Consider the following 26,887-nt stretch of genomic DNA (forward strand, 5'->3'; position numbering starts at 1 on the left):
GACTCCGAACGCCGGCCGCCGCGCCCGCCGGAGGCCCGCGCGCGCTGCCCCTTCGGGCAAGTCCACCGGCGCCCCGCATGAACGTTCGCCCCGGGTGGAAGACCTGACTCCGTCGGGCATCGCGACCACGGTCGGACGAAGGGAGCGTTCGTGATCCGCAGCGCACGGGTCGTCGTCATCGGCGGAGGAGTCATCGGGACGAGCATCGCCTACCACCTGGCCGCCGCCGGAGTGGACGACGTCGTCCTCGTCGAACGCGACGAACTGGCCTCCGGATCGACGGCGAGGGCCGCCGGCGGGGTCCGCGCGCAGTTCTCCGACGAACTCAACATCCAGCTCGGCGCCCGCAGCCTGGAGGCGTTCGGCCGCTTCCGGCAGGAACTGGGCCACGACATCGGCCTGCACCGCGTCGGCTACCTCTTCCTCCTGACGACCCCCGACGAGGTCGCCCAGTTCGAGGCGGGCGTCCAGCTCCAGAACGACCTGGGCGTGCCCAGCCGCATGGTGGACCCCGAAGAGGCCCGGCAGCTCTCCCCGCTGATCTCCACCGAAGGCCTGCTGGCGGCCGCGTTCTCGCCCGACGACGGGCACTGCACCCCCGAGTCCGTGGTCCACGGCTACGCCGCCGGGGCCCGCCGCCACGGGGCGACCGTGCTGCGCAACTGCGAGGTCCTCGGCATCGAGACCTGGCGGGACACGATCACGGCCGTGGTCACGAGCAAGGGCCGCATCGTCACCGACACGGTCGTGTGCGCGGCCGGCGCCTGGTCCCGGTCCGTCGGCGCCATGGTCGGCGTCGACCTCCCGGTGGAACCCCTGCGCCGCCAGATCGCGGTGACGGAGCCGGTCCCCGGACTCCCGCCGAACCTCCCCATGACGATCGACTTCACCAGCAGCCTCTACTTCCACACCGAGGGCCCCGGCCTCCTCGTCGGCATGTCCGACCCCGACGAACGCCCCGGCTTCGCCACCGACACCCACGACCGCTGGATCCCGCGCCTGTACGAGGCCATGCGCCGCCGCGCCCCCTCCCTCCTGGACCTGCGCCGCACGGGCGGCTGGGCGGGCCTGTACGAGATCACCCCGGACCACAACGCCCTGATCGGCGAGGCCGGTTCCTGTTCCCGCTTCCTGTACGCGACCGGGTTCTCCGGCCACGGTTTCCTCCAGGGCCCGGCGGTCGGCGAGGTGGTCCGCGACCTGTACCTGGGCCGCGTACCCTTCGTCGACATCAGCCCCTTGAACGTCGACCGGTTCACGGCCGACGCGCTGCGCCCGGAGGCCAACCTCGTATGACCGATCTGCACTTGTGGCTGCGCCACGAGACCCGCACCACCGAACGCCGCACCCCGATCGTGCCGTCCGACGCCCGGCGGCTGGTCGAGAGCGGCGTACGGATCACCGTCGAGGACTCCCCTCAGCGGATCTTCCCCAGGGAGGAGTACGAGCAGGCCGGCTGCCAGGTCGCGGAGCCGGGCTCGTGGGTGTCGGCGTCGGCGCGCGCGGTGATCGTCGGCCTCAAGGAACTGCCGGACACCCCCGCTGTGCTGACGCACCGTCATATCTTCTTCGGGCACGCCTACAAGGGCCAGCCAGGCGCCGAGGCGCTGCTGCGCAGGTTCGCGGCCGGGGGCGGGGCGCTGCTCGACCTGGAGTACCTGGTGGACGACCAGGGCCGCAGGCTCGCCGCCTTCGGCTTCTGGGCGGGCTATCTGGGCGCGGCCCTCGCGGTGCTGCACCACCGGGGCGCGCTGCGGGCTCCGCTCGTCCCCACGACCAAGGAGGAGATGGAGGCCGAACTCCGGTCCTCGCGGGGTGACTTGACCGCGCTGGTGATCGGCGCGCTGGGACGCAGCGGCCGGGGCGCGCGGACCGCCCTCGGGGAGGCGGGCGTCGAGCCGACCTGCTGGGACCTGGCCGAGACCCGTGATCTGGACCGACCGGCCCTGCTGGCCCACGAGTTGCTGGTCAACACCGTCCTGACGACCAGCCCGGTCCCGCCGTTCCTGACGGACAAGGACCTCGACACACCGGACCGCAGGCTGCGCACCCTCTCGGACGTCACGGTCGACGTCGGCTCACCCATGAACGTCCTGCCCGTCTACGACACGACCACCGAGTGGGACCACCCGGTCCGCCGGCTGCGCGAGCACCCCCCGCTCGATCTCATCGCCATCGACAACCTGCCCTCCCTGCTGCCGCGCGAGGCGAGCACCGACTTCTCGGCCGCGCTGCTGCCGCAGCTGCTGGACTTCGAGACGGGCGGGGCATGGGGGCGCTGCCTCGACCGCTTCCGGCGGGCGAGCGCCGAACTGGGCCTCACAGAAGGGTAGTTGCCCGATGACCGAGGTGGTCCCCGCGAGCGGCACCGTCCACTGGGTCGGTGCCGGACTGTCCACGGGCAGCGGCCTGGCGGCGCTGTGCGACACGGCCGCCCGGGTGCGGCTGTGGCACCGCACCGAGGAGCGCGCCGAGCAGGCGCTGGCCGCACGCGGTCTGACCGGCAGGGCCGAGCCCCGGGCGTACACGCTGCCCGCGCTCGCGGCGGACCTCGCGCCGGGAGACGTGGTGGTCTCCATGCTCCCGGCACCGGACCACGCGCCCCTGCTCGCCGCCTGCGTCGGGGCGCGGGCCCACTTCGCCTGCTCCAGCTATGTCTCGGACGCGGTCCTGGAGCAGGTGCCGGCGGCCGGGGCGGCGGGCGTCACCGTCCTCACCGAGGCGGGCCTGGACCCGGGCGTGGACCACCTCTTCGCGCACAGCCTGATCGACCGGGCGACCCGGGCGATCGGGCCCGAGACCCCCGCCACGTACACCCTCACCTCGTACTGCGGCGGCGTCCCGGCCGTCCCCAACGACTTCCGGTACCGCTTCAGCTGGGCCCCGGCCGGGGTCCTGAACGCCCTGCGCTCACCGGCCCGCTACATCGAGGACGGCGCCGTGACGACGGCCGACCGGCCCTGGACGGCCACCCGCGCCCACGTCGTCGACGGCGAGACCTTCGAGGCCTACCCCAACCGCGACAGCGTCCCCTTCGTCGCCCAGTACGGCCTGCCGTCGGCCTGGACCCCGAGGACCTTCGTGCGCGGCACCCTCCGCCTCGACGGCTGGCTCACCGCCTGGGCGCCGGTCTTCGCGGAACTGGAACACGGCGACGACCGGCGCATCGCGGAGCTGGCCCGTGACCTCGCGGCCCGCCACCCGACCACCGACGCCGACCGCGACCGGGTCGTCCTCGCCGTCTCCCTCGACGTGCGCGCCGACGCGGGCGAGCAGTGGTCCGGCCGCTACCTCCTCGACGCCGTCGGCACCGAGGAGGAGAGCGCGATGGCCCGCCTGGTCTCCCGCCCCCTGGCCCTCGGAGTCGGACACATCCTGGACGGCTCCCTGCCGGCGGGTCTGAACAGGGCGGCGGAGACGGGGGAGCGCTCGCGGGCGGGGCTCGTCGCCGAACTGGCCGAGGCCGGTGTGGAGTTCACCGCGCGCATCGACTAGAGGCGCCGAGCGATGTTCTCAGCCCACCACGGCCTCATGCACCAACCGCTTCAACTCGGGATACACCGAGAACGACGACCGCCGCCGCACCTGCGTCATGAACTGCACCGTCAGATCACGCCGAGGATCCACCCAGAAGATGGTCGTCGCCGCCCCGGTCCAGCCGAACGTCCCCAGGGAGGACGGGGATTCCGTCACCGAGGGGTCGATCACGACGGACACTCCGAGCCCGAAACCGACGCCCACGTTTCCCGGCTGCCGATGGAACGCGCTGCCGTACGTGTGGATGTCGACACCGCCCGGCAGCTGGTTCGTCGCCATCATGTCGACGGACTCGGCGGACAGCAGCCGTACACCGTCGAGTTCACCGCGCCGCCGCAGGAATTCGGCGAACCGGTGGTAGTCCCGGGCGGTGGCGACCATCCCGCCGCTGCCGGACAGGAAGCGCGGCCGGCCGCGTACCGGGAGACCGGGCACGGGCGCGATCGAGCCGTCCTCCTGCTCCCCGTACAACTCCGCCAGCCGCTCCGCCTGTTCGGGCGTCACCTGGAAACCCGCGTCGGTCATGCCGAGCGGTCCGAGGATCCGTTCGGCGAAGAACACGTCGAGGTCCTGGCCCGAGACCACCTCGACGATCCGGCCGAGGACGTTGGTGGAGACGGAGTAGTTCCACTGGGTGCCCGGCTCGAACTGCAGGGGCAGGCGCGCGTACTCCCCGATCGTCTGCGCCAGCGTGGCGCCCGGCCGTACCGAGCTCTCCAGACCCGCGTCGCGGTAGAGCGCGTCCACCGGGTGGTCGTAGTAGAACCCGAAGGTGAGGCCCGAGGTGTGGGTCATCAGATGCCGGACGAGCAGCGGCCGCTCCGCCGGGCGGGTCCGGACGTCGGCGCCCTCGCCGGACTCGTACACACGGGGTTCGGCGAACTCCGGAAGGTGACGGGAGACCGGGTCGTCGAGCGACAGCCGTCCTTCCTCGATCAGTATCAGCGCGGCGACGGACGTGACGGGCTTGGTCATGGAGTACACCCGCCACAGCGTGTCCGTCCCGACGGGCAGCCCCGCCTCGCGGTCGCGCGCTCCGTACGTCGTGAGATGGGCGACGCGGCCGCCGCGGGCGAGGGAGAGGAGGTAGCCGGGCAGGCGGCCCTCGTCGACCTGGAGGGCGAGGTACTCGTCCAGGCGGGCCAGGGTCTTCGGGTCGAGGCCGGCCTCGCGCGGTTCGACCTCTCGGCTCAGTCGTTCCATGGTGGTTCTCCTCCGGTGGCCCGGGTCACGGCTCGCGATCATGCTTGTCGCCTTCACGTTCCTTGTTCTCATCGTTCCGTACTGATCGCGTTCCATCCCTCGCGGGGCGGGCGGGTCGGGGCATTCGCAGGGCGAGAGGCGCACCCAGCGCCGCCACCGCGGCCAGGAACAGCAGCGCCGGGCCCGTGCCCAGCGGCATGAGGGTGGTCGCGGCCGCCACCCCGAGCGCCGGGCCGACGTTCATCGCGGTCTGCTGGAGCCCACCCGCCACCCCGGCCGCCTCCGGCAGAGCATGACGTACGACGACGGCGGTCGCGGTGACCATCAGCGCGCCGAAACCGGCCCCCAGCAGCAGGAACCCGGCCCCGACCAGCACCGTCGACGACCCGGGGCCGAGCCGGGACAGCGCCAGCACACCGGCGGTGAGCAGCACGGTCCCCGCGAGGGCCGTCGGACGGGCGCCCCACCGGCGCAGCAGGACGGCCGACAGCGGCGCCCCGAGCACCATCGTCACGCCGCCGGGCAGCGCGACGAGGCTGGTGCGCAGGGGGTCCAGGCCGAGCACGTCCTGGAGGACGAAGCTGCACACGAACAGCGCGCCCAGCATCGCGGCGGAGGCGGCCACCAGCACCCCGAGCGCCGCGCGCACCGGCGCGGAACCGAGTACGGCGGACGGCAGCAGCGGGTCGGGGGCACGCCGCTCGTGCCGTACGAGGGCGAGGGCGGACGCGGCGGCGATCAGCACGCCGAGCACACCGGTGGCCGTCCAGCCGTGCTCCGGCACCCCGACCAGCGTGTGCACGAGAGCCGCCAGGGTCACGCCGAGCAGCGCGGCGCTGGGCAAGTCGAGCCGGGCGAGCGGGGTCCGCGTCGCGCTTCGCGCAAGCGGGGCGCGCACCGCCAGCGCCAGCAGGCCCATGATCAGGGCCGGTACGACGTTGAGGAAGAACACCGCCCGCCAGCCCAGCCGGTCGACGAGCACACCGCCGACCAGCGGACCGGCCGCCACCGCCACCCCGATGGCACTGGTCCGCAGCGCGATGGGCATGGCCAGCCGGTCGGGCGGGAAGGCCGCCCGCAGCATGCCCAGCGTGGCGGGCTGCAGCAGGGCGCCGAAGACGCCCTGGACCACCCGCAGCCCGATCACCCAGCCCACCCCGGGGGCGCACCCGATCCCGGCGGAGGCCGCGCCGAACCCCAGCACACCCCAGGCGAACACCCGTCGATGCCCGAACCGGTCGCCCAGCCGCCCCGCGAACACCAGCAGCCCGGCCACCGCGATCAGATATCCGGTGCTGGTCCACTGCACCTCGGTGAGCGAGGCGTCCAGGTCGCGCCGCAGGGTCGGCTGGGCGATCGTCAGCACCGTGCCGTCGAGGGCGACCAGCATGGCGCCGAGCACGCTGCTCGCGAGGGTGAGGCGGCGGTGATACGGGGAGACGGACACGGGTCCGTGCCGGTCGACCCCGGCCTCCGTCGTGGGCGCCGTCACCGCTCCTCGCTCCCCAGGTGCGCGTCCAGCGCGGTGTGCAGCAGGGGCGCGAAGTCGTCGGCCCCCGTGGTGAGTTGGAGGCTGCCCCAGGTCCACAGCTGGGCGATGCCGTAGAGGTTCGCCAGCAGGGCGCCCGCGACGAGCCGCGCGTCGGCGTCGGGCCGGGCCCGCCCGACGAGATCCACCAGCAGCGCGAAGATCGGGAGACTGGCGTCCCGTAGCCCCAACTCGTTGCTCTCCAGCAAATCGTGACGGAACATCAGCTCGTGCATGCCCCGGTTGGTCAGCGCGAAGTCCAGGTACACACGCCCCAGCGTCGCGATCTGCTCCCGGGGACCCGCCGTGTCGTCCCCGAGGGCCGCGACCCCCCGGTCCGCCAGCTCCTCGAACCCCCGGCGCGCGATGGCCGACAGCAGCTCCAGGTGCGTGGGGAAGTAGCGGCGCGGCGCCCCGTGCGACACCCCGGCCCGCCGTGCGATCTCCCGCAACGACAGGGCCTGCACGCCCTCCGCCGTCACCAACTCGACCCCGACGTCCACGAGTCGGGACCGCAGCCCCGTGTTGCGTTCTTCCATAGACACTGTCTACCAGGAGGCGGTAGACAGTGTCTACTGCGATATTCGGTTGCCTGTCTGCGGTGACGGTGGATGCAATGTCCGGATGATCACAGGCGAGCCCGGCCCGAGGCGGCACACGGACGACACCGGGGGACCGATCCGGATCGGCGCACTCGCCCCCCTGAGCCCGCCCGGCTGGGCGGAGGCGGGCAGGCACCTGCTCGCCGGTCTCGAAGTGGGCGTGGGCGAGGTCAACGACTCCGGCGGTGTCGCCGGGCGGCCGCTCGAACTGGTGGTCAGGGACACCGCCGCCGACCCGCTGCGGGCCTCGGCGGCCGTGGAGGAACTGGCGCAGCTCGGGGTGGCCGCCCTGGTCGGGGAGTACCACAGCGTCGTCGCCCGCGCCGCCGCGGGCCGGGCCGACGCCCTCGGCCTCCCGTACCTCTGCTCGTCGGCGGTCCTCGACGCGCTCACCGACCAGCCGACGGACCGCGTCGCACGCCTCTCCCCGCCGCAGTCCCGGGGCTGGCGGATCTACGCGGACCACCTCCTCGGCGAGGGACACAGCCGTGTCGCCGTGGTCACCCAGCCGAGCGTCTACTGGGCGGCCGGGACCCGCGTCCTGCGGGACCACCTCGCCGCGTACGGCGGCACCGTCGACGAAATCGACGTCGGCGCGCTCACCCCCGCCGGCGTGTGCGACGCGCTCGCCGACCGGCGCGCGACGGCCCTGCTCCTGCTGGTCGGCCACCCGCACCCGGCGGTGCCGATCGTCCGGGCCGTACGGCGTGACCGCCGCCTCGCCGAGGTACTGATCGGCGCTCCGGCCGGGCAACCGGAGCTCGCCAGTTGGCTGACTTCGCTGGGGGCGGACGGTGCCGGAGTGCCGTTCCTGAGCTACGACCCCGACCGGCTCGGTCCCCTCGGCGCACGGGTCGGGACGGCCCTCGCCGACCGGCTGGGCGAAGCGCCCTCCTTCGTCGCCTTCGAGGGCTACGACACGGTCGCGGTCCTCGCCGAGGCCATGCGCTCGTACGGCACGGACCGGGCGAGCGTCGCCGCGTCCTGGCCGCACGTCACGGTGGAGGGCACCCGCGGCCGGATCAGCTTCTCCCGGGTACCGGGCGTCGGTGTGTGGCAGTGGGCCGGGGCTCCGGTCCAGGTCGTCGACCGGGATCCGGCGGCACCGCATCGGTTGCGGGTCCTGCACAGGGGCTGATCACCTCAGCGCGAGGTCTCCGCGCGTTCGAGCATGCACAGTCTCTTCTCGTCGGGGTCGCCGATGTACGTCCACAGGTCGGGCTTCTTCTTCGTGCCCCGCGTCTCGTACTCGCCCCGTATCCCGCTCGGCGTGAACGTGAGGTGGACCGTCGAGACGGGGTTGTCCGTGCCGACGCCGTTGCGGGTGTCCCGTTCCCAGGTGCCTGTGCCGGGGTTCGGGGCGAGGACGTCGTCGAAGCCGTCGTCGTCGTTGTCGTCGAAGTCTCCGCAGATCTCGGTCGAGGTAAACGTCCCGTCCTCCTTCAGCACCAGACGCCCGCCCCCCTCGTCCACCCACGTGCCCGTGATCTCGGCCGTGCTCATGGTCAGGGGCTTGCCGCCGGGTACGGGGAGCGCGAGACCACTCAGGATCACCAGCCCGAAGGACAGGCCGACCCCGAGCAGGAACAGCACACCGCACCCCGCCGCGCCCACGAGCGGGACGAGCAGGGCGATCCGCCAGCGCCGTCGGCTCGTCTCGGCCGAGGGCCATCCCTGCCAGGGAGGCGGGGTGGCTCTGTAAGGGTCCTCGCCGCGCTGCACATCGTCCCCCTGCGGTGTGGTGCCGCGGAGTCGCGGCGGTGCGATCATCATGCCGCCGAGCCGCGCGCGCCTTCGCGGCGGGGTGGCGCGCGGACCCGGGCACCACGCGGGAGTCCCCGGGCACCACGCGGGAGTCCCCGGGCACCCTCGCGGGCGCCCGGGGACTCGGGGCGGAACCGGGCCGTGGCTCAGGCCGCGACGCGCTCCCGGTCGTTCTTCTCGTGCGGCGCGCGGGTGCCGAGGAGCTCGGTGGGGATCTTGTGCGTCTCGCGGGCGGTGAGGGCGGCGAGGACCGGCGGGACGCACAGGGCGGCGGTGAAGAGGGCCACGGCGAACCAGTCGTCGCCGTCCGGACCGGCGATCTGCGCGGCGAAGGTGACGGCGAAACCGGCGATGGCGAAGCCGATCTGGGTGCCGATGGCCATGCCGGACAGCCGGACCCGGGTGGAGAACATCTCGCCGTAGAAGGAGGGCCAGATGCCGTTCGCGGCGCTGTAGACGACACCGAAGGTGACGATGCCGAGGACCAGGACCAGCGGGTAGGCGCCGGTGGAGATCGCCCACAGGTAGACGAACATCATCACCGCGCTGCCGGCCGCGCCGATCAGGAACACCGGGCGGCGGCCGATGCGGTCGGAGAGCGTGGCCCACAGCGGGATCGCGGCGAGCGCGACCAGGTTGGCGAGCGCGCCCACCCACAGCATCGAGGAACGGGACAGGCCGACCGACTCGCTCGTGCCGTACGCCAGCGCCCACACGGTGAAGATCGTGGAGACCGAGGCGACCAGCGCGCCCGCGATCACCCGGAGCACGTCCGCCCAGTGCTCGCGCAGCAGGATGGCCAGCGGCAGCTTGGCGACGCCCTCGGACTCGGTCTGCTGGGTGAAGGCGGGGGTCTCGTCCAGGGTGCGGCGGATGACGTAGCCGACGACGGCGACGGCGATGCTCATCCAGAACGGGACGCGCCAGCCCCAGGAGAGCAGCTGGTCCTCGGGGAGCGCGGCGATCGGGATGAAGACCAGGGTGGCGAGCAGCTGCCCGCCCTGGGTGCCGCTCAGGGTGAAGCTGGTGAAGAAGCCGCGCCGCTCCGACGGCGCGTGTTCCAGCGTCATCGAGTTCGCGCTGGCCTGCTCACCGGCCGCCGATATGCCTTGCAGGACACGGCAGATCACCAGCAGGACGGGGGCGAGGGTGCCGACCTGGTCGCGGGTGGGCAGGCAGCCGATCAGGAACGTCGACAGGCCCATCAGGATCAGCGTGAAGACCATGATCTTCTTGCGGCCCACGCGGTCGCCGTAGTGCCCGAGGAACAGCGCGCCGATCGGCCGCGCCGCGTACGCGACACCGAACGTGGCCAGCGAGAGCAGGGTCGCGGTGGCCGGGTCGGACTCGTCGAAGAAGACCGTCGGGAAGATCAGGGCGGCGGCGCTGCCGTAGATGAAGAAGTCGTAGTACTCCAGGGCGCTGCCGATCCAGGCGGCCGTGGCGGCCTTCTTGGGCTGGCCGGGAGGTGCGGCGGGGACGGACACGGCGTGACTCCTTCGAGGGATCTCCCCCATGAGAGGGGGGTGAAGCGGAGGAAGGCAAGGCGAGGCGGGGCGAATCACAGCGGGGGGAGGGGCCGGCCCCTGGGGTGACGGGGCGGTCGTGCCGGGCGCTACGCGGCTAATTAACGCACTGGATAGTTAGTAGCGGTTGGCTACGGATGTTGCGCCGACGTTTCCCGGGTGTCAAGAGGTGACGCCGGAGGATCTTGCGGCCGAGACCCGACCGAGACCGTGCGCCCCGCCCCGTGCGCCCTGTCCCGTGCGCCCCGTCCCGTGCGTCTAGCCCCGCGGGCCTCAATCCGCCGCGCGGTCCGCCGTCAGATAGGCGATCACCATGTCGCCCAGCATCTGGCGGTAGTGGTCGCGGCGTCCGGCGTCGATCAGGTCGCGTCCGAAGAGGGCGCCGAAGGTGTGCCGGTTGGCCACCCGGAAGAAGCAGAACGCGCTGATCATCGCGTGCAGGTCGACGGCGTCGACGTCGGCGGTGAACAGGCCCGACTCCTGGCCCGACTCCAGGATCCGGCGGATCACGTCCAGCGCCGGCGAGCCGATCTTGGCGAGCATCTCGGAGGAGGCGATGTGCTCGGCCTCGTGGATGTTCTCGATGCTGACCAGGCGGATGAAGTCGGGGTGCGCCTCATGGTGGTCGAACGTCACCTCGGCGAGCCTGCGGATGGCCGCCACCGGGTCCAGGTGCTCGACGTCGAGCTCCTGCTCCTGTTGCCGGATCACGGAGTACGCCCGCTCCAGCACGGCGGTGAACAGCTGCTCCTTGCCGCCGAAGTAGTAGTAGATCATCCGCTTGGTGGTGCGGGTGCGGGCGGCGATCTCGTCGACCCGGGCGCCGGCGAACCCGGAACGGGCGAACTCCGTGGTCGCGACGGAGAGGATCTCGGCCTTGGTGCGGGCGGCGTCACGGATGCGCCCGTTCGGTCGTGCCGGTTCTTCGACGCTGGTCATCGGGTTCCTTCGGGCGAGTGCGGCCGGTGCCCGTGATTCTAGGAGCTGCGACGACGCTCTTCCCTCGGGAGGGAACGGCTGCTATTACTAACGTACTAGTTCGTACATTAGATCTCGCGGGAGGGCCGCCGTGGCCAAGGACTCGTATCTCGTCGGCCTCATCGGGTCCGGCATCGGGCCGTCCCTCAGTCCCGCCCTGCACGAGCGGGAGGCCGACCGGCAGGGCCTGCGCTATCTGTACCGGCTGATCGACATCGACGACCTCGGCGTCGGGCCGGAGGCGGTGGGTGACCTGGTGCGCGCCGCCCGTGACCTGGGCTTCGACGGGCTGAACATCACCCACCCGTGCAAGCAACTGGTCATCGAGCACCTCGACGGGCTCGCCCCGCAGGCCGCCGCGCTCGGCGCGGTCAACACGGTCGTCTTCGAGGACGGCCGCGCCGTCGGCCACAACACGGACGTCACCGGCTTCGCCGCGTCCTTCGCGCGCGGGCTGCCCGACGCCCCGCTGGAGAAGGTGGTGCAGCTGGGCGCCGGGGGCGCGGGCGCGGCGGTCGCCCACGCCACGCTCACGCTCGGCGCGGAGCACGTCACCGTCGTCGACGCGATGCCCGACCGGGCGACCGACCTCGCCACCTCCCTCAACCGCCACTTCGGCCCGGGTCGGGCCGCCGCGGCCACGCCGGACGCGCTGCCGGTGCTGCTGGGGGCGGCGGACGGGGTCGTCCACGCGACGCCGACGGGGATGGCGGCGCACCCCGGGCTGCCGTTCGCCGCGGAGCTGCTGCGTCCCGGGCTGTGGGTGGCGGAGGTGGTGTACCGGCCGTTGGAGACCGAGTTGCTGCGGGTCGCGCGGGGGGTTGGCTGCGCCACGCTCGACGGCGGGGGGATGGCCGTGTTTCAGGCGGCCGACGCGTTTCGGTTGTTCACCGGGTGTGAGCCGGACGCTTCGCGGATGTTGGCGGACATCGGTGAGTTGGCCGGGGTTGCGGGAGCCCGTAACTAAGCGCCGCGGTGGTCGGTCCGGTGTGTCGGCTGCGGGTCCGTCGCGGCTGGTCGCGCAGTTCCCCGCGCCCCTTACGGGGCGCGCCCCTGCCTCAAGGAGTCACCCCATGCGTACATCCATCGCCACCGTCTCCCTCAGTGGGTCGCTCACCGAGAAGCTCGCCGCTGCCGCGCGGGCCGGGTTCGACGGGGTGGAGATCTTCGAGAACGATCTGCTGGCCAGTCCGCTCACGCCGGAGGAGGTGCGGGCCCGATGTGCGGATCTCGGGCTGAGCATCGATCTCTACCAGCCGATGCGGGACATCGAGGCCGTGCCGCCGGAGGTGTTCGCGGGGAACCTGTGGCGCGCCCGGCACAAGTTCGAGCTGATGGGCCGGCTCGGCTGCGACACCGTCCTCGTCTGCTCCAGCGTCCATCCGCTCGCCGAGGACGACGACGCGCTCGCCGCGTACCATCTGCGCCAACTGGCAGTGCTCGCCGAGGAGTTCGGGATCCGGGTCGCCTACGAGGCACTGGCGTGGGGTCGGCACGTGAGTACGTACGACCACGCGTGGCGCATCGTGGAGGCTGCCGACCATCCCGCGCTCGGGACCTGCCTGGACAGTTTCCACATCCTGGCCCGGGGTTCCGATCCCAAGGGCATCGAGGACATCCCGGGCGAGAAGATCTTCTTCCTCCAGCTCGCCGACGCCCCGCTGATGGCGATGGACGTGCTGCAGTGGAGCCGGCACTACCGCTGCTTCCCCGGGCAGGGCGGCCTCGACGTCACCGGACTGGTCCGACATGTGCGGGCGGCCGGATACGGCGGGCCGCTGTCGCTGGAGGTCTTCAACGACGTCTTCCGGCAGGCCGAGGCGGGGCCCACCGCCGTGGACGCCCACCGTTCGCTGCTGATGCTCCAGGAGGCGGCCGGTATCGCCGCGCTGCCGGAGCGGGTGGTGCCCACCGGCGTCGCCTTCGCCGAACTGGTCACCCCCGACGCCGAACCCGTGGCCGCGCTGCTCGGCGCGCTCGGCTTCGCCCGCACGGCACGCCACCGCAGCAAGCCCGTCGACCTGTGGCAGCAGGGCGAGGCACGGGTGCTGGTCAACACCGGCCCGGCCGCCCGGCGCGACGGCACCCAGCTCGCCGCCGTCGGACTCGAATCGCCGGACCCGGCCGGCGCCGCCCGCCGCGCCGAGGCCCTGCTCGCGCCGGTGCTGCCGCGCCGCCGGGCCGCCGAGGACGCGCCGCTCGACGCGGTCGCCGCGCCCGACGGCACCGAACTCTTCTTCTGCGCCACGGACCGCCCCCAACTCCCCAGCTGGACAAGCGACTTCCGTCCCGTGCCCCACCCCGAACCCGCGGGTCACGTCCGCCGCGTCGACCACCTCGCCCTCACCCAGCCCTGGCATCAGTTCGACGAGGCGGCCCTCTTCCACCGCACGGTGCTCGGCCTCCACGCCAGCGACAGCGTCGACGTCGCCGACCCCTACGGCCTGTTCCGCAGCCGTCCGGTGACCAACGACGACGGCAGCGTCCGGATCGCCCTCAGCGTCGGCCCCGCCCCGACCGACGAGGCGGCCCGCGCCCAGCACATCGCCCTCACCACGGACGACGTCGTCGCCGCGGCCCGCGCCTTCCGCGCGGCCGGGGGCCGGCTGCTGGCCGTCCCCGCGAACTACCACGACGACCTGGCCGCACGGTTCGAGTTCGCCGACGGCGAGCTGGAGACGTACCGGGAACTCGGCATCCTCTACGACCGCGACGCGGACGGCGCGTTCCGCCACTGCTACACCGAGACCGTCGGCCGCGTCTTCTTCGAACTCGTCCAGCGCGACGCCGGGTACCAGGGCTACGGCGCGCAGAACGCGCCCGTGCGCCTCGCCGCCCAGCACGTGCGACGACCGGTCGGTTGAGGGCAGCGGACGGGGAGCCGGAGGCTACTGGCGGCTGACCGTGCGGGTCACCCCCGTGACGACCGTCGTCGCCAGGATCCAGCCGGTGATGACGAGGACGTACGACAGCCACTGCGACCAGCCCTCGGGCGCGTAGGCCCGTTCCTGCCCGAAGTCGATGATCGGCAGGAGCAGGTCGAGGGTGTAGACGACCGGGTTGAACACCGGGGCCTCGTCCGCCTTGAGCGGGCTGGGCGCGCGCACCGCGTACGCCACCGAACCCACCGCCATCAGCGACAGCAGCCAGATCGCCGCGCGCAGCGGACGGAAGCCGTAGCCGACGGTGGCGTCCTGGGCGTACCCCCAGAGCCGTCCGTGCCAGCGGAGCGTGGCGCGATGCCGGCGCTGTTTGGCGAGCTGGACACGCCGCGCGGCGTCGTCGTCGCCGATCCTGCGGTACGCGGCGGTCAACTGCTCGTAGGCGTACGGCAGATACCCCTCCCCGTCGCGCTCCAGCATCGGCAGCCGCCGCTCGGCGGGCACGTGCGGGATCAGGGAGGTGTAGGTGAGGCTGTTCAGGAGGACCTGGTCCGGCAGCTTGTCCGGCTCCACGAACAGCACCTCTATCTGGGCGCGGCGCAGATTCAGGACGCCCTCCACCGGTGGGCCCTCGCGCAGCCAGAGTTCGCTGATGACGCTGCTGCTCACGCGCAGCGCCGTGCCGCCGGGGTTGGACAACCGGGCGTAGGACAGCTCCAGCCAGCCGCCCACGCGTGCCCCGCGCAGCTCGACCTGTCCGCGCACGTCCGCGTGGCGCAGGACGACATCGGACTCGGTGGCGAGGGTTTCCGCGCCGAGGGCGATGCCGCCGGGCCGGTGCAGCCGGGCGCGTCGCAGGTCGACCTTGCCGGCGACGTGGGCGCCGCCGAGCCGGACCTCACCGTCCGCGCGCAGCCCGGGAGCGCACAACTCCTCCCCGATCTCGGCCTGGTTGAGCCGCAGCGCGGGCTCCCCGTCCGGGCCCGTGAACTCGGCGCGTTCCATGAACAGGGTCCCCGAGATCTGCGCCCCGGTGAGTTTCACCGGCCCCCGGAACCGGCACCCCGTCAGCCGCAGCCCGCCGTCCACGCGCGCCCGCGCCGAACGCAGGCCCGGCAGTGTGGACTTGGACAGATTGAGATAGTTGAAGTGCGCGCCCGAGAAGTCGGGGACCTCGTCGAAGTGACAGCCGCTCAGCCGTACGACGCTCTCGACCGTCGCGTACTTCAGCTCCAGCCGGCCGGTGATCCGGGCACCCTCGATCTTGAGGGCGGCCACCTCGCCCTCCTCCTGGGGAGCGGTCAACAGCAACGCCCGCAACACCCGGGCCCGGACGGTCCGTTCGGGCCCCCAGCCGGAGCCGTCCGCGACGGCCCCCTCCTCGACGGTGGTGAGGTCCCCGGCCCCGAAGTCCACCGCCGCGCCGAGCGGAAAGGCGTCCCACACCCGCCGCTCGGCCGCCGTCAGATCGTTGATCATCATCAACGGGAATCTCACCCGCGATGCCTGTACCTGTCAACCACGCCTGGTGCCCCCAGGCTCAGTGCCCCCAGGCACCCGCGTGCGCGCGGTGGGCGTCGGTGAGGCCGTTGGTGAAGAAGCGCTCGTAGTACTCGTTCTCCACGTGGTGGACCTGGAGCCACACGCCCGGGACGTGGATCGCGTCCGTGTGGGCGGGGAAGCGGCCGTGCGTGCGGAGGATGTACTCGCAGATGTCCCGGGCGCACTCGACCACCCGCTCCTCGTACTCACTGGCCTCGGTGAGATAGCGCTGCCCGTAGTCCTCCCGGTAGATCCGGGCGAAGACGTCCCGGTCGGTGTAGACGCCGCCGCGGCCGAACTTCTCCCGGACGATTCCCTCCACCGCCTCCGACATGCTCCCGACCACCGGTGGGCACGCGGCGGCGATCAGGGGGGCGCCGCCGTCGGGGGAGGGGAGCCGGACCGGGTGCGAGCGCACCTTCGCGTACTTCGGCAGCGGGATGTGCCAGCGCCAGATGTCCGCCGGGCGCCAGCGCGGGGTGACGAAGTCGAAACCGAGCATCCTGCCGTACTCCCGGGAGAACTTCGGGTCGCCGAGAGCGATCTGCGGATTGATGGTGGCGTGGATCCAGGCGCCCAGACCCATCGCCTCGGCCGTGAGCATCAGGTTCTGCAGCAGCAGGTCCGCCTCGATCTGGGTGCGCATGGGGCCGAGGGCGCCGAGCGGCAGCTTCAGGTCCCCGTTGAGGAACCCGTTCCGCACCCACTTGCGCACCCCGGCGGCGCGGTAGAAGTTGCGGTCGTCCACGAGCGTCGGACGGGCTCCGTCCGGCTGGGTGAGCAGATACATCAGCGCGTTCACGTACTGGTGGGAGAGGTCGACCACCGGGAACAGCAGTGTCGTTCCGGGCAGGTTGGACAGAAAGCGGTTGGAGTCCAGGTACGCCGGGAAGTCCCGCTTGTCCGGTGCGACGTCGAGGCGGTGGTCCAGGACCTTCACCTTCGCCTCGCGTGCCCGCGCCATCAGCGTCTCGGCGTCGAACGGCTCGTCCGGTGCCGGTGCGAGCCTGCGCAGGAAGTAGGTGCCCGAGTCGTTGACGAGGAAGAAGTGGGTGCCCTGCGCGTTGTCCGGGCTGCCCGCCGTACGGCCCGCCATCGTCAGATTGGGCTTGGACATGATGGGGGTGCCGTCGTTCGGGTCCTCGAAGGGCCGGTCGGGCATGGTGAGGCCGGTGGTGCCGGTGATCGCGATCAGCACCGCCTCCTCCAGCTCCGTCAGGGGCTGCGCCGCGTTGCGGGAGGTGTAGGTCATGGTCCCGGCGGACACCTTGGCCCCCCGGCTCACGCGGTGGGTGCGGCGTCGCCACACGGTCCGCAGCAGTGGACGGTCGAAGAGGTCGGCGAGCCCCGGGTGGGTGGCGGCCGTGGTCGTGCCGGGCTGTTCCTGGAGCGCGAGCTGTTCGCCCGCCCCGGGTATCGCGGAGAGCTCCGGGTTTCCGGGCAGCTCGGAGTGGTTGTCGGTGAACGTCATGCGTGTTTCCCCCGTTGTGGTTCGGACCCGGGGCCTCACACCACCCCGGGCCGTCGTGTCACGGCGTCATGCTGAACCGCCGTCGCTCGTATCGCCGTTGCTCGTGCCGCCGTCACCCGTACCGGTGTTGCCCGTCGTGGGCACCGTCCGCCACGGCGCGAAGGCACTCGCGTCGCGGGGCAGGAGCGGTGCCAGCTCCGGGCAGTGGCGCTGGAGCACCGTGTTCATGCCGCCCTGCTCGACCCAGTCGATGCCGAGCGGTGTGTAGACCTCCGGCCGGTAGTCGACCGTGAGGAACCGGTCGCTCTGCAGCCGTCGGCTGGCCATCAGGACGAAGATCCGGAAGGCGGTGTCGCTGAAGCCGAAGCCCTCCGGCGGGTTCTCCGCGAACAGCCCGACCACGGTGTCGATCTCGTCGACGTCCCGGTAGACGTCCTTGAGCCGGGCCAGCGTCTCGGGGTTCTCGGTCAGCTCCTCGAAGGAACGGATCCGCCCCCGGTGCAGCCCGGCCCGGAAGTCGTTGTAGCGCGGCACCCCCCGCCGACGCGTCCGGACCAGGTCGACGACCGACAGATCGATGATCTCCCCGTCCCGCTCGAAACGCTGGAGCGAGCGCGGGAAGTTGTGCAGGGTGATCGCGCCGGGGTGGGCGATGCCGAACGAGTACAGCGCGTTCGCGAGGCCCGTCTTGCGGATCTGCGCCTCGGCCGCCCCGCCCTGGATGTCGAGGAAGCCCACCGTCTCCAGCCGCCGCCCGAACTGGTGCTCCCGCAGCTCGAAGTCGTCCGGGATCAGCGGATGCATGCGGTAGACGGTGGTGAAGTCCTCCGTCAGCGAGTACGGCGCCGTGTGGTGGTCCGGCAGCGTCTTCGGGATGCCGGTCAGCGAGTGCGCCTCGAACAGCCACAGCCCCAGCTGGTTCAGCCAGTTCCTCGGCGGCCCCGACCAGTTGGTGCGCAACGCGAGGTCGATCGCCTCGGTGTTCAGGATCGCCGGTGTCCACTCCACGGTGTGGATCTTCGCGATCAGCGCGGACACCACGAGCCGGGCCGTCTGGTAGACCTTCTCCTCGCTCATCGTCGGGTACGCGGCCCGCAGCGCGTCGCAGACCGCGTTGTGCTCCCGCGCGAAGAGGGTGTGCATCGCGCTGAGCCCCATCCACCAGCTCTCGTTGAAACCGGTGAGCGGGACGCCGTTCGCCCCGCCCGGCAGATGGCCGTCCTCCAAGCGGAGTTTCGCTCCCCCGTCCGGCTCGCGCAGGAAGCGCGCGGTGCGTTCGTTCTCGCCGTACACCTCGGAGCCGTCCCACCAGTGCGAGGCGGAGTTGGCGAACAGGATCGGCGGGCGGCCGGGCACCTCCAGGCCCTCGTTCTCGGCGAACCGCATCACCCGCTCGGTCGGCCCGCCCGGCACGTTCTGCCAGTACCCGTCGAAGCCGGGCGGCAGCGGCACCTCCACACTGCGCTCGCCGGTCCTGTACCGCCGGTGGTTCACCCAGTCGTGCACCTGGAACTGGATCCACGCCGCCGCCAGCACATTGAGCGACGTCGCCGGCACGAAGCTCTCCCGGTGCAGCAGCTGCCTGCTGACCGTCACCGGGTTCGGTGTGTCGAAGGTGTCCGGCCGGTAGTCCGGCTTCAGGTTCCGTCCGAACGCGGTCCCCACCGCGCCCATCGCCGGCTCCGACAGATCGTTGTACGTCCCGTCGTACGACCGCTCCGTGCGCAGCCGCTCCGGGACCGGCTCCGGCACGGGCTGGGCCTTCGGCGGGGCCTCGCGGACCTCGGTGTCGATCAGGTTCAGCCGGCGCAGCGCCCTCCGCAGGAACACCAGGTTCAGCAGGCTCAGGGACAACGGCAGCCGGTGCCACGGCACGGCACGGTTCAGCAGCCCGAGAGCGGGGCCCACGAGACGGCCGAGCAGCTTGTTGCGCAAGGGTTCCTCGGTGACGAAGCGCTCGCCGAGACGGTGTGCGCCGCTCGCCCGGTACGCGGCCTTCCTGGCCCGGTTGATATGGCCCAATGGCCGGAAGTCATCGGTGGTGTACCAGGGGTTGAAGGTCAGGTCCTCGATCCGTCGCGCCGCCGCCCGCGCCTCGGCCGTGTCCAGCTCCTGCGCGGGGATCGTGAGCCGGGCGATCGGCACCGCCGGCGCCACCGCGTCCTTCCACTCCCCCGCCGCGTCCTCGACCGGGGTGCGCCGCTCGTCCACGTACCGCTGCACGCACAGATCGAACGCCACGTCCGCCTGCCCGAGCCGCCGTGCCAGCTCCCGGTGCAGGAAGTCCGGGTCCCGGCGATCGGGCGCGACCGCCGCCGGTGTGCCGGGCGCGGGCCGCAATAGATACCGCACCGGCCCGGCCTCGCCCCACAGAATGGCGCCCCGGCTCCAATAGGTCTCGTTGGCAAGGGAGTTGACGGTTCGCCGGCCGGCCGCCGTCACATTGCGCCGCATCCGCGCGGCCGTCTTGAGCCCCACCGCCAACGGCAGCTTCACGAACAGCCCGAACGCCTTCCGCAACGGAGTGCGGGCCCCGGCCATGGCCTTGGCGAACGCCACGAACTCCCGGGCGTCGCGCGCGTGCGACACCGGGAAACTGGTCGCCAGCAGGTCATGGCTCACCCCCTCCGACACCCGCACCCGCACCGCAGCGCCCCGCAGATCCGGCGCACCGTCGCCCTGCCGGATCCCACTCGCGTTGGACAGCCGGACGGTCGCCGGATAGTCGGCTCCCGGCTGCGCGAAACCGGTCCGCAACGCCACCGGCAGATCGTCGTGGAACCGCAGCCGGGCGTTCTCCACCCCCAGCGGCGCCTTCGCGTGGAACGCCCGCGTGATCCCGCCGCCCCCGGCCCGCCGGTTCCTGACCTGGACCTGCATCAGCTCCCGGGCCAACCGCTCGAACACGAGCCGCTCGGCCTCGGGGCTGCCCCCGTCGTAGCGCTCGTACCGCTGGTCGCGCCGCTCTGTCTCTGCCATCGCCGTTTCCCCCTACGGACGCGCCGCGTACGCAGGGGCGCTCATGCGCACGCCGTGCATACGGGACAGGGGCCGCACGCTACCGGTGGAGGCGTTCCGGTCACAGCGACAGTTCACGCCATGTACGCATCTGCCGACAATGCTCAAGAACGTCCGGTTCCCCCGCACCCGAGGGGCGCGGGGGAACCGTCCGACCGGCGGTGCCGCTACTTCTCCGTCGCCTCGACCGCGTGGCCACCGAACTGGTTGCGCAGTGCGGCGATCATCTTCATCTGGGGGGAGTCGTCCTGGCGCGAGGCGAACCGGGTGAACAGCGACGCGGTGATCGCCGGCAGCGGCACCGCGTGGTCGATGGCCGCCTCGACGGTCCACCGGCCCTCACCGGAGTCCTCGGCGTAGCCGCGCAGCTTCTGCAGGTGCTCGTCCTCGTCGAGCGCGTTGACCGCGAGGTCCAGCAGCCACGAGCGGATCACGGTCCCCTCCTGCCAGGAGCGGAACACCTCCCGCACGCTGGTCACCGAGTCGACCGCCTCCAGCAGCTCCCACCCCTCGGCGTACGCCTGCATCATGGCGTACTCGATGCCGTTGTGGACCATCTTGGAGAAGTGGCCGGCGCCGACCTTGCCGGCGTGGACATAGCCGTACGGCCCCTCCGGCTTGAGCGCCTCGAAGATCGGCTGGAGCCGCTCGACGTGCTCCTCGTCGCCGCCGACCATCAGGGCGTAACCGTTCTGCAGACCCCACACGCCCCCGGAGACACCCGCGTCGACGAAGCCGATGCCCTTCGCGCCCAGCTCCGCGGCGTGCTTCTCGTCGTCCGTCCAACGGGAGTTGCCGCCGTCGACGACCGTGTCGCCCGGCGACAGCAGCTCCGCCAGCTCGTCGATGACGGACTGGGTGGCGCCGCCCGCCGGGACCATCACCCACACCACGCGCGGCCCGTCGAGGCGCTCGACCAGTTCGGCGAGGCTGCCCACGTCGGACACCTCGGGGTTGCGGTCGTAGCCGATGACGGTGTGGCCGGCGCGGCGGAGCCGCTCGCGCATGTTGCCGCCCATCTTGCCCAGACCGATGAGACCCAGCTGCATCGTTGCCATGTCAGTTCACCTGTTCCATACGAGAGTCGAGCAGAGGCGTGTCAGTCATCGGCGGCGGTCTGCCCGTCGCCCCCGCCGCCGCGCAGGGCGACGGCGTACATCTCGTCGGCGTCGAGGCGGCGCAGCTCCTCGGCGATCAACTCGGAGGTGGCGCGCACCTTCAGGGCGAGGGTGCGGGACGGCTGGCCGGGCAGCGTGAGTGTGGCGAGCGGGCCCTCGGGGCGGTCGATGACGATCTCGCCCTTCGCGGTGCCGAGCCGTACCCCCGTGACCACCGGTCCGGCGGTCAGGACGCGCTCCACGGACACGCCGAGGCGGGCCTCCAGCCAGCGGGCCAGCAGTTCGGCGCTGGGGTTGTCGGCCTCGCTCTCCACGGCGGCCGTGGTGATGGTCTCCTTGGCCTGGTCGAGCGCGGCGGCGAGCATGGAGCGCCACGGCGTGAGCCGCGTCCAGGCGAGGTCGGTGTCGCCGGGGGTGTACGCCGCGACCCGCTGTTCGAGCGCGGCGAGCGGGGTCTCCACGGCGTACATGTCGGTGATCCGGCGCTGGGCGAGCGCGCCCAGCGGGTCCTTCGCCGGGTTCTCCGGCGCGTCGACCGGCCACCACACCACCACCGGCGCGTCCGGCAGCAGCAGCGGCAGGACCACCGAGTCGGCGTGGTCGGACACCTCGCCGTACGTCCGCAGCACGACCGTCTCGCCGGTGCCGGCGTCGGCGCCGACCCGTACCTCGGCGTCCAGGTGCGACTTGGTGCGGTCCTTCGGGGTGCGGGCGTGCCGCTTGATGACGACCAGGGTGCGCGAGGGGTGCTCGTGCGAGGCCTCCTCGGCGGCCTTGATCGAGTCGTACGCGTTCTCCTCGTCCGTCACGATCACCATCGTGAGGACCATGCCCACGGCCGGCGTGCCGATGGCCCGGCGGCCCTGCACCAGGGCCTTGTTGATCTTGCTTGCCGTGGTGTCAGTCAGGTCGATCTTCATGGCCTGCGCCAGCTCCGTCCGTCTTGTGCGAGCATCTCGTCCGCTTCCGCGGGCCCCCAACCGCCCGAGGCGTACTGCGCGGGCCTGCCGTGCCTCGCCCAGTACTCCTCGATCGGGTCGAGGATCTTCCAGGACTCCTCCACCTCCTGGTGGCGGGGGAAGAGGTTGGCGTCGCCGAGCAGCACATCAAGGATCAGCCGTTCGTACGCCTCCGGGCTGGACTCCGTGAACGACTCGCCGTACGCGAAGTCCATCGTGACGTCCCGGATCTCCATCGAGGTACCCGGCACCTTCGAACCGAAGCGCACGGTCATCCCCTCGTCCGGTTGCACCCGGATGACGATCGCGTTCTGCCCCAGTTCCTCCGTGGCGGTGGAGTCGAACGGGGAGTGCGGGGCGCGCTGGAAGACGACCGCGATCTCGGTGACCCGGCGGCCGAGCCGCTTGCCGGTGCGCAGGTAGAAGGGGACGCCCGCCCAACGGCGGTTGTCGATGCCGAGCTTGACCGCCGCGTAGGTGTCGGTGGTGGAGGACGGGTCGATGCCCTCCTCCTCCAGATAGCCGAGCACCTGCTCGCCGCCCTGCCAGCCGCCCGCGTACTGGCCGCGCACGGTGTGCCGGCCCAGGTCCTCCGGCAGCCGCACGGCCTTGAGCGCCTTCAGCTTCTCGGTCAGCAGCGACTCGGCGTCGAAGGCCGCCGGTTCCTCCATGGCGGTCAGGGCCAACAGCTGCAGCAGATGGTTCTGGATGACGTCGCGGGCCGAGCCGATGCCGTCGTAGTACCCGGCGCGACCGCCGATGCCGATGTCCTCGGCCATGGTGATCTGCACGTGGTCGACGTAACTCCGGTTCCAGATGGGCTCGTACATCTGGTTGGCGAAGCGGAGCGCCAGGATGTTCTGGACGGTCTCCTTGCCGAGGTAGTGGTCGATGCGGAAGACCTGCTCGGGGTCGAACACCTCGTGCAGGACCGCGTTCAGCTCGCGGGCGCTCGCCAGGTCGTGGCCGAACGGCTTCTCGATGACCGCGCGCCGCCAGGAACCCTCGGGCGGACTGGCCAGACCGTGCTTCTTGAGCTGCTTGACGACCTTCGGGAACATGCTCGGCGGCACGGAGAGGTAGAAGGCGAAGTTGCCGCCGGTGCCTCGCGAGACGTCCAGTTCCTCGACGGCCTCGCGGAGCCGCTTGAACGCCTCGTCGTCACCGAAGTCGCCCGGGATGAAGCGCATCCCCTCGGCGAGCTGCTGCCAGACCTCCTCGCGGAACTCGGTGCGGGCGTGCTCGCGGACCGCGTCGTGCACGATCTGCGCGAAGTCCTCGTCCTCCCAGTCCCGGCGGGCGAACCCCACCAGCGAGAAGCCCGGCGGCAGCAGACCTCGGTTGGCCAGGTCGTACACGGCCGGCATCAGCTTCTTGCGGGACAGGTCGCCGGTCACCCCGAAGATGACGAGCCCGGACGGGCCCGCGATCTTCGGGAGCCGGCGATCGCCCGCGTCCCGGAGCGGGTTGAGCCACTCGGCGGTCATTCCCCATCAACTCCCTTGCTGTTCGAGGACTTGCTCACCGCGATGTCCGGGTGGTCGGAGCCCCGGCCGTCGGCGGCCGCCACGGTCGCTTCGGTGGTCACAGTGATCATCTTCCTTCAGGTGCGTGCCTCAGCCGTGGACGGCGTCGGGCCGCGTCGTGCGGGCGAGCACGGCCTTCGCCACGGCGACGACGTTCTCGGCGGTGAAGCCGTACTCGGCGAACAGGGTCTTCGCGTCGGCGGAGGCGCCGAAGTGTTCGAGGGAGACGATGCGGCCGTGGTCACCGACGTAGCGGTACCAGGTCAGACCGATCCCCGCCTCGACCGCCACGCGGGCCTTCACGGACGGCGGCAGCACGCTCTCCCGGTAGGCGCGCGGCTGCTCCTCGAACCACTCCACCGACGGCATCGACACCACCCGGGTGCCGACCCCCTCGGCCTCCAGCCGCTCCCGCGCGGCCACGGCCAGCTGCACCTCGGAGCCGGTGGCGATCAGGATCAGCTCCGGGGTCGCGGTCGAGGACTCCTCCCGTACGTAACCACCCTTCGCCGTACGGGAGTCGGGTGCGTATGTGGGTACGCCCTGGCGGGTGAGTGCCAGCCCGTGCGGGGCCGGGTTCGTGGTGTGCCGCTTCAGGATCTCGGCCCAGGCGATCGCCGTCTCGTTGGCGTCGGCCGGGCGGACGAGGTTCAGTCCGGGGATGGCGCGCAGGGAGGCCAGGTGTTCGACCGGCTGATGGGTGGGACCGTCCTCGCCGAGACCGATGGAGTCGTGCGTCCAGACGTACGTCACCGGCAGCTGCATCAGCGCCGACAGGCGGACGGCGTTGCGCATGTAGTCCGAGAACACCAGGAACGTGCCGCCGTAGACACGGGTGTTGCCGTGCAGCGCGATGCCGTTCATCTCGGCGGCCATGGAGTGCTCACGGATGCCGAAGTGGATCGTGCGGCCGTACGGGTCGGCCTCGGGGAGCGGGTTGCCCGCCGGCAGGAACGACGACGTCGTGTCGATGGTGGTGTTGTTCGACCCGGCGAGGTCGGCGGAGCCGCCCCACAGCTCGGGGATCACCGCGCCCAGCGCCTGGAGGACCTTGCCGGACGCGGCCCGGGTCGCCACGGAGGTGCCCTCCTCGAAGACGGGCAGCGCACGCTCCCAGCCCTCGGGCAGGCGGCCCGCGACCACCCGGTCGAAGAGCCGGGCCCGTTCGGGGGAGGCGGCGCGCCATTCGGCGATCCGCTTGTCCCAGGCGGCGTGCGCCTCGGCGCCCCGGTCGAGGGCGCGCCGGGTGTGGGCGAGCACGTCGTCGGCGACGTCGAACGTCTTGTCCGCGTCGAAGCCGAGGACCCGCTTGGTGGCGGCGACCTCGTCCTCGCCGAGCGCGGAGCCGTGGGAGGCCTCGGTGTTCTGCGCGTTCGGGGCAGGCCAGGCGATGATCGTGCGCATCGCGATGATCGAGGGACGCGAGGTCTCCTCCCGCGCGGCCGACAGCGCGTCGTACAGGGCGTGCACGTCGACGTTGCCGTTGAAGGCCGGCTCGATCCGCTGCACGTGCCAGCCGTACGCCTCGTACCGCTTCAGCACGTCCTCGGAGAACGCGGTGGCCGTGTCGCCCTCGATGGAGATGTGGTTGTCGTCGTACAGGAAGACCAGGTTGCCCAGCTTCTGATGGCCCGCCAGGGAGGAGGCCTCGGCGGAGATGCCCTCCTCCAGGTCGCCGTCGGAGACGATCGTCCAGACGGTGTGGTCGAACGGGGAGGTCCCCTCGGGGGCGTCCGGGTCGAACAGGCCGCGCTCGTAGCGGGCGGCCATCGCCATGCCGACGGCGTTGGCGACCCCCTGGCCCAGCGGACCCGTGGTGGTCTCGACCCCGGCGGTGTGCCCGTACTCCGGATGACCCGGCGTCTTCGAACCGTGCGTCCGGTACGCCTTGAGATCGTCCAGCTCCAGCTCGTACCCGGCCAGGTACAGCTGCGTGTAGAGGGTCAGCGAGGTGTGGCCGGGGGAGAGGACGAAGCGGTCGCGGCCGGTCCACTCCGGGTCGGCGGGATCGTGACGCATCACCTTCTGAAAGAGCGTGTACGCGGCGGGCGCCAGGCTCATCGCCGTGCCCGGGTGCCCGTTGCCGACCTTCTGCACGGCGTCGGCGGCCAACAGGCGGGCGGTGTCGACGGCGCGTCGGTCGAGTTCTGTCCAGTTCATCTTCAAGAAGTCCTCGATGAGACGGCGGAAAGGTTTCTGGCGTCTTCAAAAGTAAAAGTCTGACTTTTATGAGGCGAGGTGGCGGTGTGCCAGCCTTCGGTGAAACTGGGACACCGACGACGCGACGGCGAGGACATGACGGACAGAGACTTCCCCGACGGTGACCGGATCAAGACCTTCCCGTTCCCCGCCGACCGCGGCCTCTCCGGCGTCGGCATGCGGATCGGCCCGATGGACGGCCGGGGCCCCTGGCACGCGGACACACCCCTGGACGCGGGCGTACCCCTGGAAGGGGTCCACCGCATCGACTTCCACGTGGTGATGCTGTTCGACGGCGGCCCGGTACGCCACATGATCGACTTCACCGAGTACGAGGCGGTCGCGGGCGAGCTGCTGTGGATACGGCCGGGGCAGGTGCATCGCTTCTCACACGCCACCGAGTACCGCGGGACCGTCCTCACCATGCAACCAGGCTTCCTGCCCCGCGCCACCGTCGAGACGACCGGCCTCTACCGCTACGACCTGCCGCCGCTGCTCCGCCCCGACGAGACCCAACTCGCGGGCCTGCGCGCCTCGTTGACCCAGCTGGAACGCGAGTACGCCGACACCGTCACCCTGCCGCCCGCCCTGCACACCGCCGTCCTGCGGCACTCCCTGACGGCCTTCCTCCTGCGCCTCGCCCATCTCGCCGCCGGCGCCACGGAGGAGGCGCACCGGCTCGACGACTCCACCTTCACCCGCTTCCGGGACGCCGTCGAGCGGGACTTCGCCGTCAACCACAGTGTCAGCGCCTACGCCGACGCGCTCGGCTACTCGCGCCGCACCCTGGTCCGCGCGGTCCGCTCGGCGACCGGCGAGACCCCGAAGGGCTTCATCGACAAGCGGGTCGTCCTGGAGGCGAAGCGGCTGCTGGCCCACACGGACCTGCCGATCGGCCGCGTGGGCGTCGCCGTCGGCTTCCCCGACGCGGCGAACTTCTCCAAGTTCTTCCACCTGCACGCCGGGACCACACCGGTGGCGTTCCGGGCGGAGATGCGATGACACGCGACGAGGGGCGGACCCCACCGCCGTGG

20 protein-coding genes are annotated in these 26,887 nt (G+C 71.8%); 7 read left to right on the top strand and 13 right to left on the bottom strand.

All coding sequences use genetic code 11. The features are described 5' to 3' along the window. Positions 1 to 150 precede the first annotated feature (150 nt). The 3 genes from L3078_RS38370 to L3078_RS38380 are packed head-to-tail and all read left to right on the top strand — an operon-like array spanning position 151 to position 3,495. The gene (locus tag L3078_RS38370; protein WP_239758723.1) at positions 151 to 1,296 is read left to right on the top strand and encodes an NAD(P)/FAD-dependent oxidoreductase; all 1,146 of its coding nucleotides are present in this window, start codon (positions 151 to 153) and stop codon (positions 1,294 to 1,296) included. Beyond that, positions 1,293 to 2,333: a saccharopine dehydrogenase gene (locus L3078_RS38375; protein WP_239758725.1), complete on the top strand. Its 1,041-nt coding sequence runs from the start codon at positions 1,293 to 1,295 to the stop codon at positions 2,331 to 2,333. Before L3078_RS38370 ends, L3078_RS38375 begins: the two co-directional genes overlap by 4 nt. Before the next feature lie 7 nt (positions 2,334 to 2,340). Continuing rightward, positions 2,341 to 3,495: a saccharopine dehydrogenase family protein gene (locus tag L3078_RS38380; protein ID WP_239758727.1), complete on the top strand. Its 1,155-nt coding sequence runs from the start codon at positions 2,341 to 2,343 to the stop codon at positions 3,493 to 3,495. An 18-nt stretch (positions 3,496 to 3,513) separates the two neighbouring features. Here the strand turns inward: L3078_RS38380 and L3078_RS38385 are convergent, their stop codons facing one another. From L3078_RS38385 to L3078_RS38395, 3 genes are read right to left on the bottom strand one after another with little or no spacing between them, the layout of a single operon-like run. Further along, positions 3,514 to 4,740: a serine hydrolase domain-containing protein gene (locus tag L3078_RS38385; RefSeq protein ID WP_239758729.1), complete on the bottom strand. Its 1,227-nt coding sequence runs from the start codon at positions 4,738 to 4,740 to the stop codon at positions 3,514 to 3,516. 25 nt (positions 4,741 to 4,765) lie between these two features. Then, positions 4,766 to 6,232: an MFS transporter gene (locus tag L3078_RS38390; RefSeq protein ID WP_239758731.1), complete on the bottom strand. Its 1,467-nt coding sequence runs from the start codon at positions 6,230 to 6,232 to the stop codon at positions 4,766 to 4,768. Next, positions 6,229 to 6,807: a TetR/AcrR family transcriptional regulator gene (locus tag L3078_RS38395; protein ID WP_239758733.1), complete on the bottom strand. Its 579-nt coding sequence runs from the start codon at positions 6,805 to 6,807 to the stop codon at positions 6,229 to 6,231. Before L3078_RS38395 ends, L3078_RS38390 begins: the two co-directional genes overlap by 4 nt. Positions 6,808 to 6,892: 85 nt before the next feature. Here L3078_RS38395 and L3078_RS38400 point away from each other — a divergent pair, with 85 nt between their 5' ends. Next, a complete protein-coding gene (locus tag L3078_RS38400; RefSeq protein WP_239758735.1) occupies positions 6,893 to 8,008 on the top strand; it encodes an ABC transporter substrate-binding protein in 1,116 nt (371 codons plus the stop codon). A 5-nt stretch (positions 8,009 to 8,013) separates the two neighbouring features. Here L3078_RS38400 and L3078_RS38405 read toward each other — a convergent pair whose 3' ends face one another. The 3 genes from L3078_RS38405 to L3078_RS38415 all read right to left on the bottom strand — a co-directional run bounded on the left by L3078_RS38405 (position 8,014) and on the right by L3078_RS38415 (position 11,099). Then, the gene (locus L3078_RS38405) at positions 8,014 to 8,643 is read right to left on the bottom strand and encodes a hypothetical protein (protein ID WP_239758737.1); all 630 of its coding nucleotides are present in this window, start codon (positions 8,641 to 8,643) and stop codon (positions 8,014 to 8,016) included. Positions 8,644 to 8,780: 137 nt separating this feature from the next. Then, positions 8,781 to 10,121 carry an MFS transporter gene (locus tag L3078_RS38410; RefSeq protein ID WP_239758739.1) on the bottom strand — a complete coding sequence of 447 codons (1,341 nt, stop codon included), beginning with the start codon at positions 10,119 to 10,121 and terminating at the stop codon, positions 8,781 to 8,783. 312 nt (positions 10,122 to 10,433) lie between these two features. Continuing rightward, positions 10,434 to 11,099: a TetR/AcrR family transcriptional regulator gene (locus L3078_RS38415; RefSeq protein ID WP_239758741.1), complete on the bottom strand. Its 666-nt coding sequence runs from the start codon at positions 11,097 to 11,099 to the stop codon at positions 10,434 to 10,436. A gap of 130 nt (positions 11,100 to 11,229) precedes the next feature. On the opposite strand from L3078_RS38415, the gene L3078_RS38420 reads away from it, so the two are divergent. Beyond that, the gene (locus L3078_RS38420) at positions 11,230 to 12,105 is read left to right on the top strand and encodes a shikimate dehydrogenase (protein WP_239758743.1); all 876 of its coding nucleotides are present in this window, start codon (positions 11,230 to 11,232) and stop codon (positions 12,103 to 12,105) included. Between the two features lie 106 nt (positions 12,106 to 12,211). Continuing rightward, a complete protein-coding gene (locus L3078_RS38425) occupies positions 12,212 to 14,002 on the top strand; it encodes a sugar phosphate isomerase/epimerase and 4-hydroxyphenylpyruvate domain-containing protein (protein ID WP_239758745.1) in 1,791 nt (596 codons plus the stop codon). Positions 14,003 to 14,026: 24 nt separating this feature from the next. Here the strand turns inward: L3078_RS38425 and L3078_RS38430 are convergent, their stop codons facing one another. From L3078_RS38430 to tkt, 7 genes are all read right to left on the bottom strand, one after another. Further along, the gene (locus tag L3078_RS38430) at positions 14,027 to 15,502 is read right to left on the bottom strand and encodes a membrane-associated oxidoreductase (RefSeq protein ID WP_239758747.1); all 1,476 of its coding nucleotides are present in this window, start codon (positions 15,500 to 15,502) and stop codon (positions 14,027 to 14,029) included. A gap of 58 nt (positions 15,503 to 15,560) precedes the next feature. Next, positions 15,561 to 17,033, bottom strand: a complete 1,473-nt coding sequence (locus tag L3078_RS38435) for a hypothetical protein (protein ID WP_239758749.1) — start codon at positions 17,031 to 17,033, stop codon at positions 15,561 to 15,563. Positions 17,034 to 17,099: 66 nt separating this feature from the next. Beyond that, positions 17,100 to 20,012, bottom strand: a complete 2,913-nt coding sequence (locus L3078_RS38440) for a peroxidase family protein (protein WP_239758750.1) — start codon at positions 20,010 to 20,012, stop codon at positions 17,100 to 17,102. A gap of 206 nt (positions 20,013 to 20,218) precedes the next feature. Continuing rightward, on the bottom strand, positions 20,219 to 21,100 hold the full coding sequence (gene gnd / locus L3078_RS38445) for a phosphogluconate dehydrogenase (NAD(+)-dependent, decarboxylating) (protein WP_239760645.1): 882 nt from the start codon (positions 21,098 to 21,100) through the stop codon (positions 20,219 to 20,221). Between the two features lie 50 nt (positions 21,101 to 21,150). Next, positions 21,151 to 22,089: a glucose-6-phosphate dehydrogenase assembly protein OpcA gene (gene opcA, locus L3078_RS38450; protein ID WP_239758752.1), complete on the bottom strand. Its 939-nt coding sequence runs from the start codon at positions 22,087 to 22,089 to the stop codon at positions 21,151 to 21,153. After that, positions 22,086 to 23,615 carry a glucose-6-phosphate dehydrogenase gene (gene zwf / locus L3078_RS38455; protein ID WP_239758753.1) on the bottom strand — a complete coding sequence of 510 codons (1,530 nt, stop codon included), beginning with the start codon at positions 23,613 to 23,615 and terminating at the stop codon, positions 22,086 to 22,088. Before zwf ends, opcA begins: the two co-directional genes overlap by 4 nt. Before the next feature lie 129 nt (positions 23,616 to 23,744). Beyond that, a complete protein-coding gene (tkt, locus tag L3078_RS38460) occupies positions 23,745 to 25,814 on the bottom strand; it encodes a transketolase (protein ID WP_239758754.1) in 2,070 nt (689 codons plus the stop codon). Between the two features lie 135 nt (positions 25,815 to 25,949). Here tkt and L3078_RS38465 point away from each other — a divergent pair, with 135 nt between their 5' ends. Continuing rightward, a complete protein-coding gene (locus tag L3078_RS38465) occupies positions 25,950 to 26,855 on the top strand; it encodes a helix-turn-helix domain-containing protein (protein WP_239758755.1) in 906 nt (301 codons plus the stop codon). Positions 26,856 to 26,887 lie beyond the last annotated feature (32 nt).

The sequence above is a fragment of the Streptomyces deccanensis genome, from assembly GCF_022385335.1.
Taxonomy (GTDB): Bacteria; Actinomycetota; Actinomycetes; order Streptomycetales; family Streptomycetaceae; genus Streptomyces; species Streptomyces deccanensis.

Excerpts from the sequence above, each read along its gene's own strand:
- L3078_RS38375 (WP_239758725.1), top strand. The coding sequence starts at position 1,293 with ATGACCGATCTGCACTTGTGGCTGCGCCACGAGACCCGCACCACCGAA.
- L3078_RS38380 (WP_239758727.1), top strand. The coding sequence starts at position 2,341 with ATGACCGAGGTGGTCCCCGCGAGCGGCACCGTCCACTGGGTCGGTGCC.
- L3078_RS38385 (WP_239758729.1), bottom strand. The coding sequence starts at position 4,740 with ATGGAACGACTGAGCCGAGAGGTCGAACCGCGCGAGGCCGGCCTCGAC.
- L3078_RS38395 (WP_239758733.1), bottom strand. The coding sequence starts at position 6,807 with ATGGAAGAACGCAACACGGGGCTGCGGTCCCGACTCGTGGACGTCGGG.
- L3078_RS38400 (WP_239758735.1), top strand. The coding sequence starts at position 6,893 with ATGATCACAGGCGAGCCCGGCCCGAGGCGGCACACGGACGACACCGGG.
- L3078_RS38405 (WP_239758737.1), bottom strand. The coding sequence starts at position 8,643 with ATGATGATCGCACCGCCGCGACTCCGCGGCACCACACCGCAGGGGGAC.
- L3078_RS38415 (WP_239758741.1), bottom strand. The coding sequence starts at position 11,099 with ATGACCAGCGTCGAAGAACCGGCACGACCGAACGGGCGCATCCGTGAC.
- L3078_RS38425 (WP_239758745.1), top strand. The coding sequence starts at position 12,212 with ATGCGTACATCCATCGCCACCGTCTCCCTCAGTGGGTCGCTCACCGAG.
- L3078_RS38430 (WP_239758747.1), bottom strand. The coding sequence starts at position 15,502 with ATGATGATCAACGATCTGACGGCGGCCGAGCGGCGGGTGTGGGACGCC.
- L3078_RS38435 (WP_239758749.1), bottom strand. The coding sequence starts at position 17,033 with ATGACGTTCACCGACAACCACTCCGAGCTGCCCGGAAACCCGGAGCTC.
- L3078_RS38440 (WP_239758750.1), bottom strand. The coding sequence starts at position 20,012 with ATGGCAGAGACAGAGCGGCGCGACCAGCGGTACGAGCGCTACGACGGG.
- gnd (WP_239760645.1), bottom strand. The coding sequence starts at position 21,100 with ATGCAGCTGGGTCTCATCGGTCTGGGCAAGATGGGCGGCAACATGCGC.
- opcA (WP_239758752.1), bottom strand. The coding sequence starts at position 22,089 with ATGAAGATCGACCTGACTGACACCACGGCAAGCAAGATCAACAAGGCC.
- zwf (WP_239758753.1), bottom strand. The coding sequence starts at position 23,615 with ATGACCGCCGAGTGGCTCAACCCGCTCCGGGACGCGGGCGATCGCCGG.
- tkt (WP_239758754.1), bottom strand. The coding sequence starts at position 25,814 with ATGAACTGGACAGAACTCGACCGACGCGCCGTCGACACCGCCCGCCTG.
- L3078_RS38465 (WP_239758755.1), top strand. The coding sequence starts at position 25,950 with ATGACGGACAGAGACTTCCCCGACGGTGACCGGATCAAGACCTTCCCG.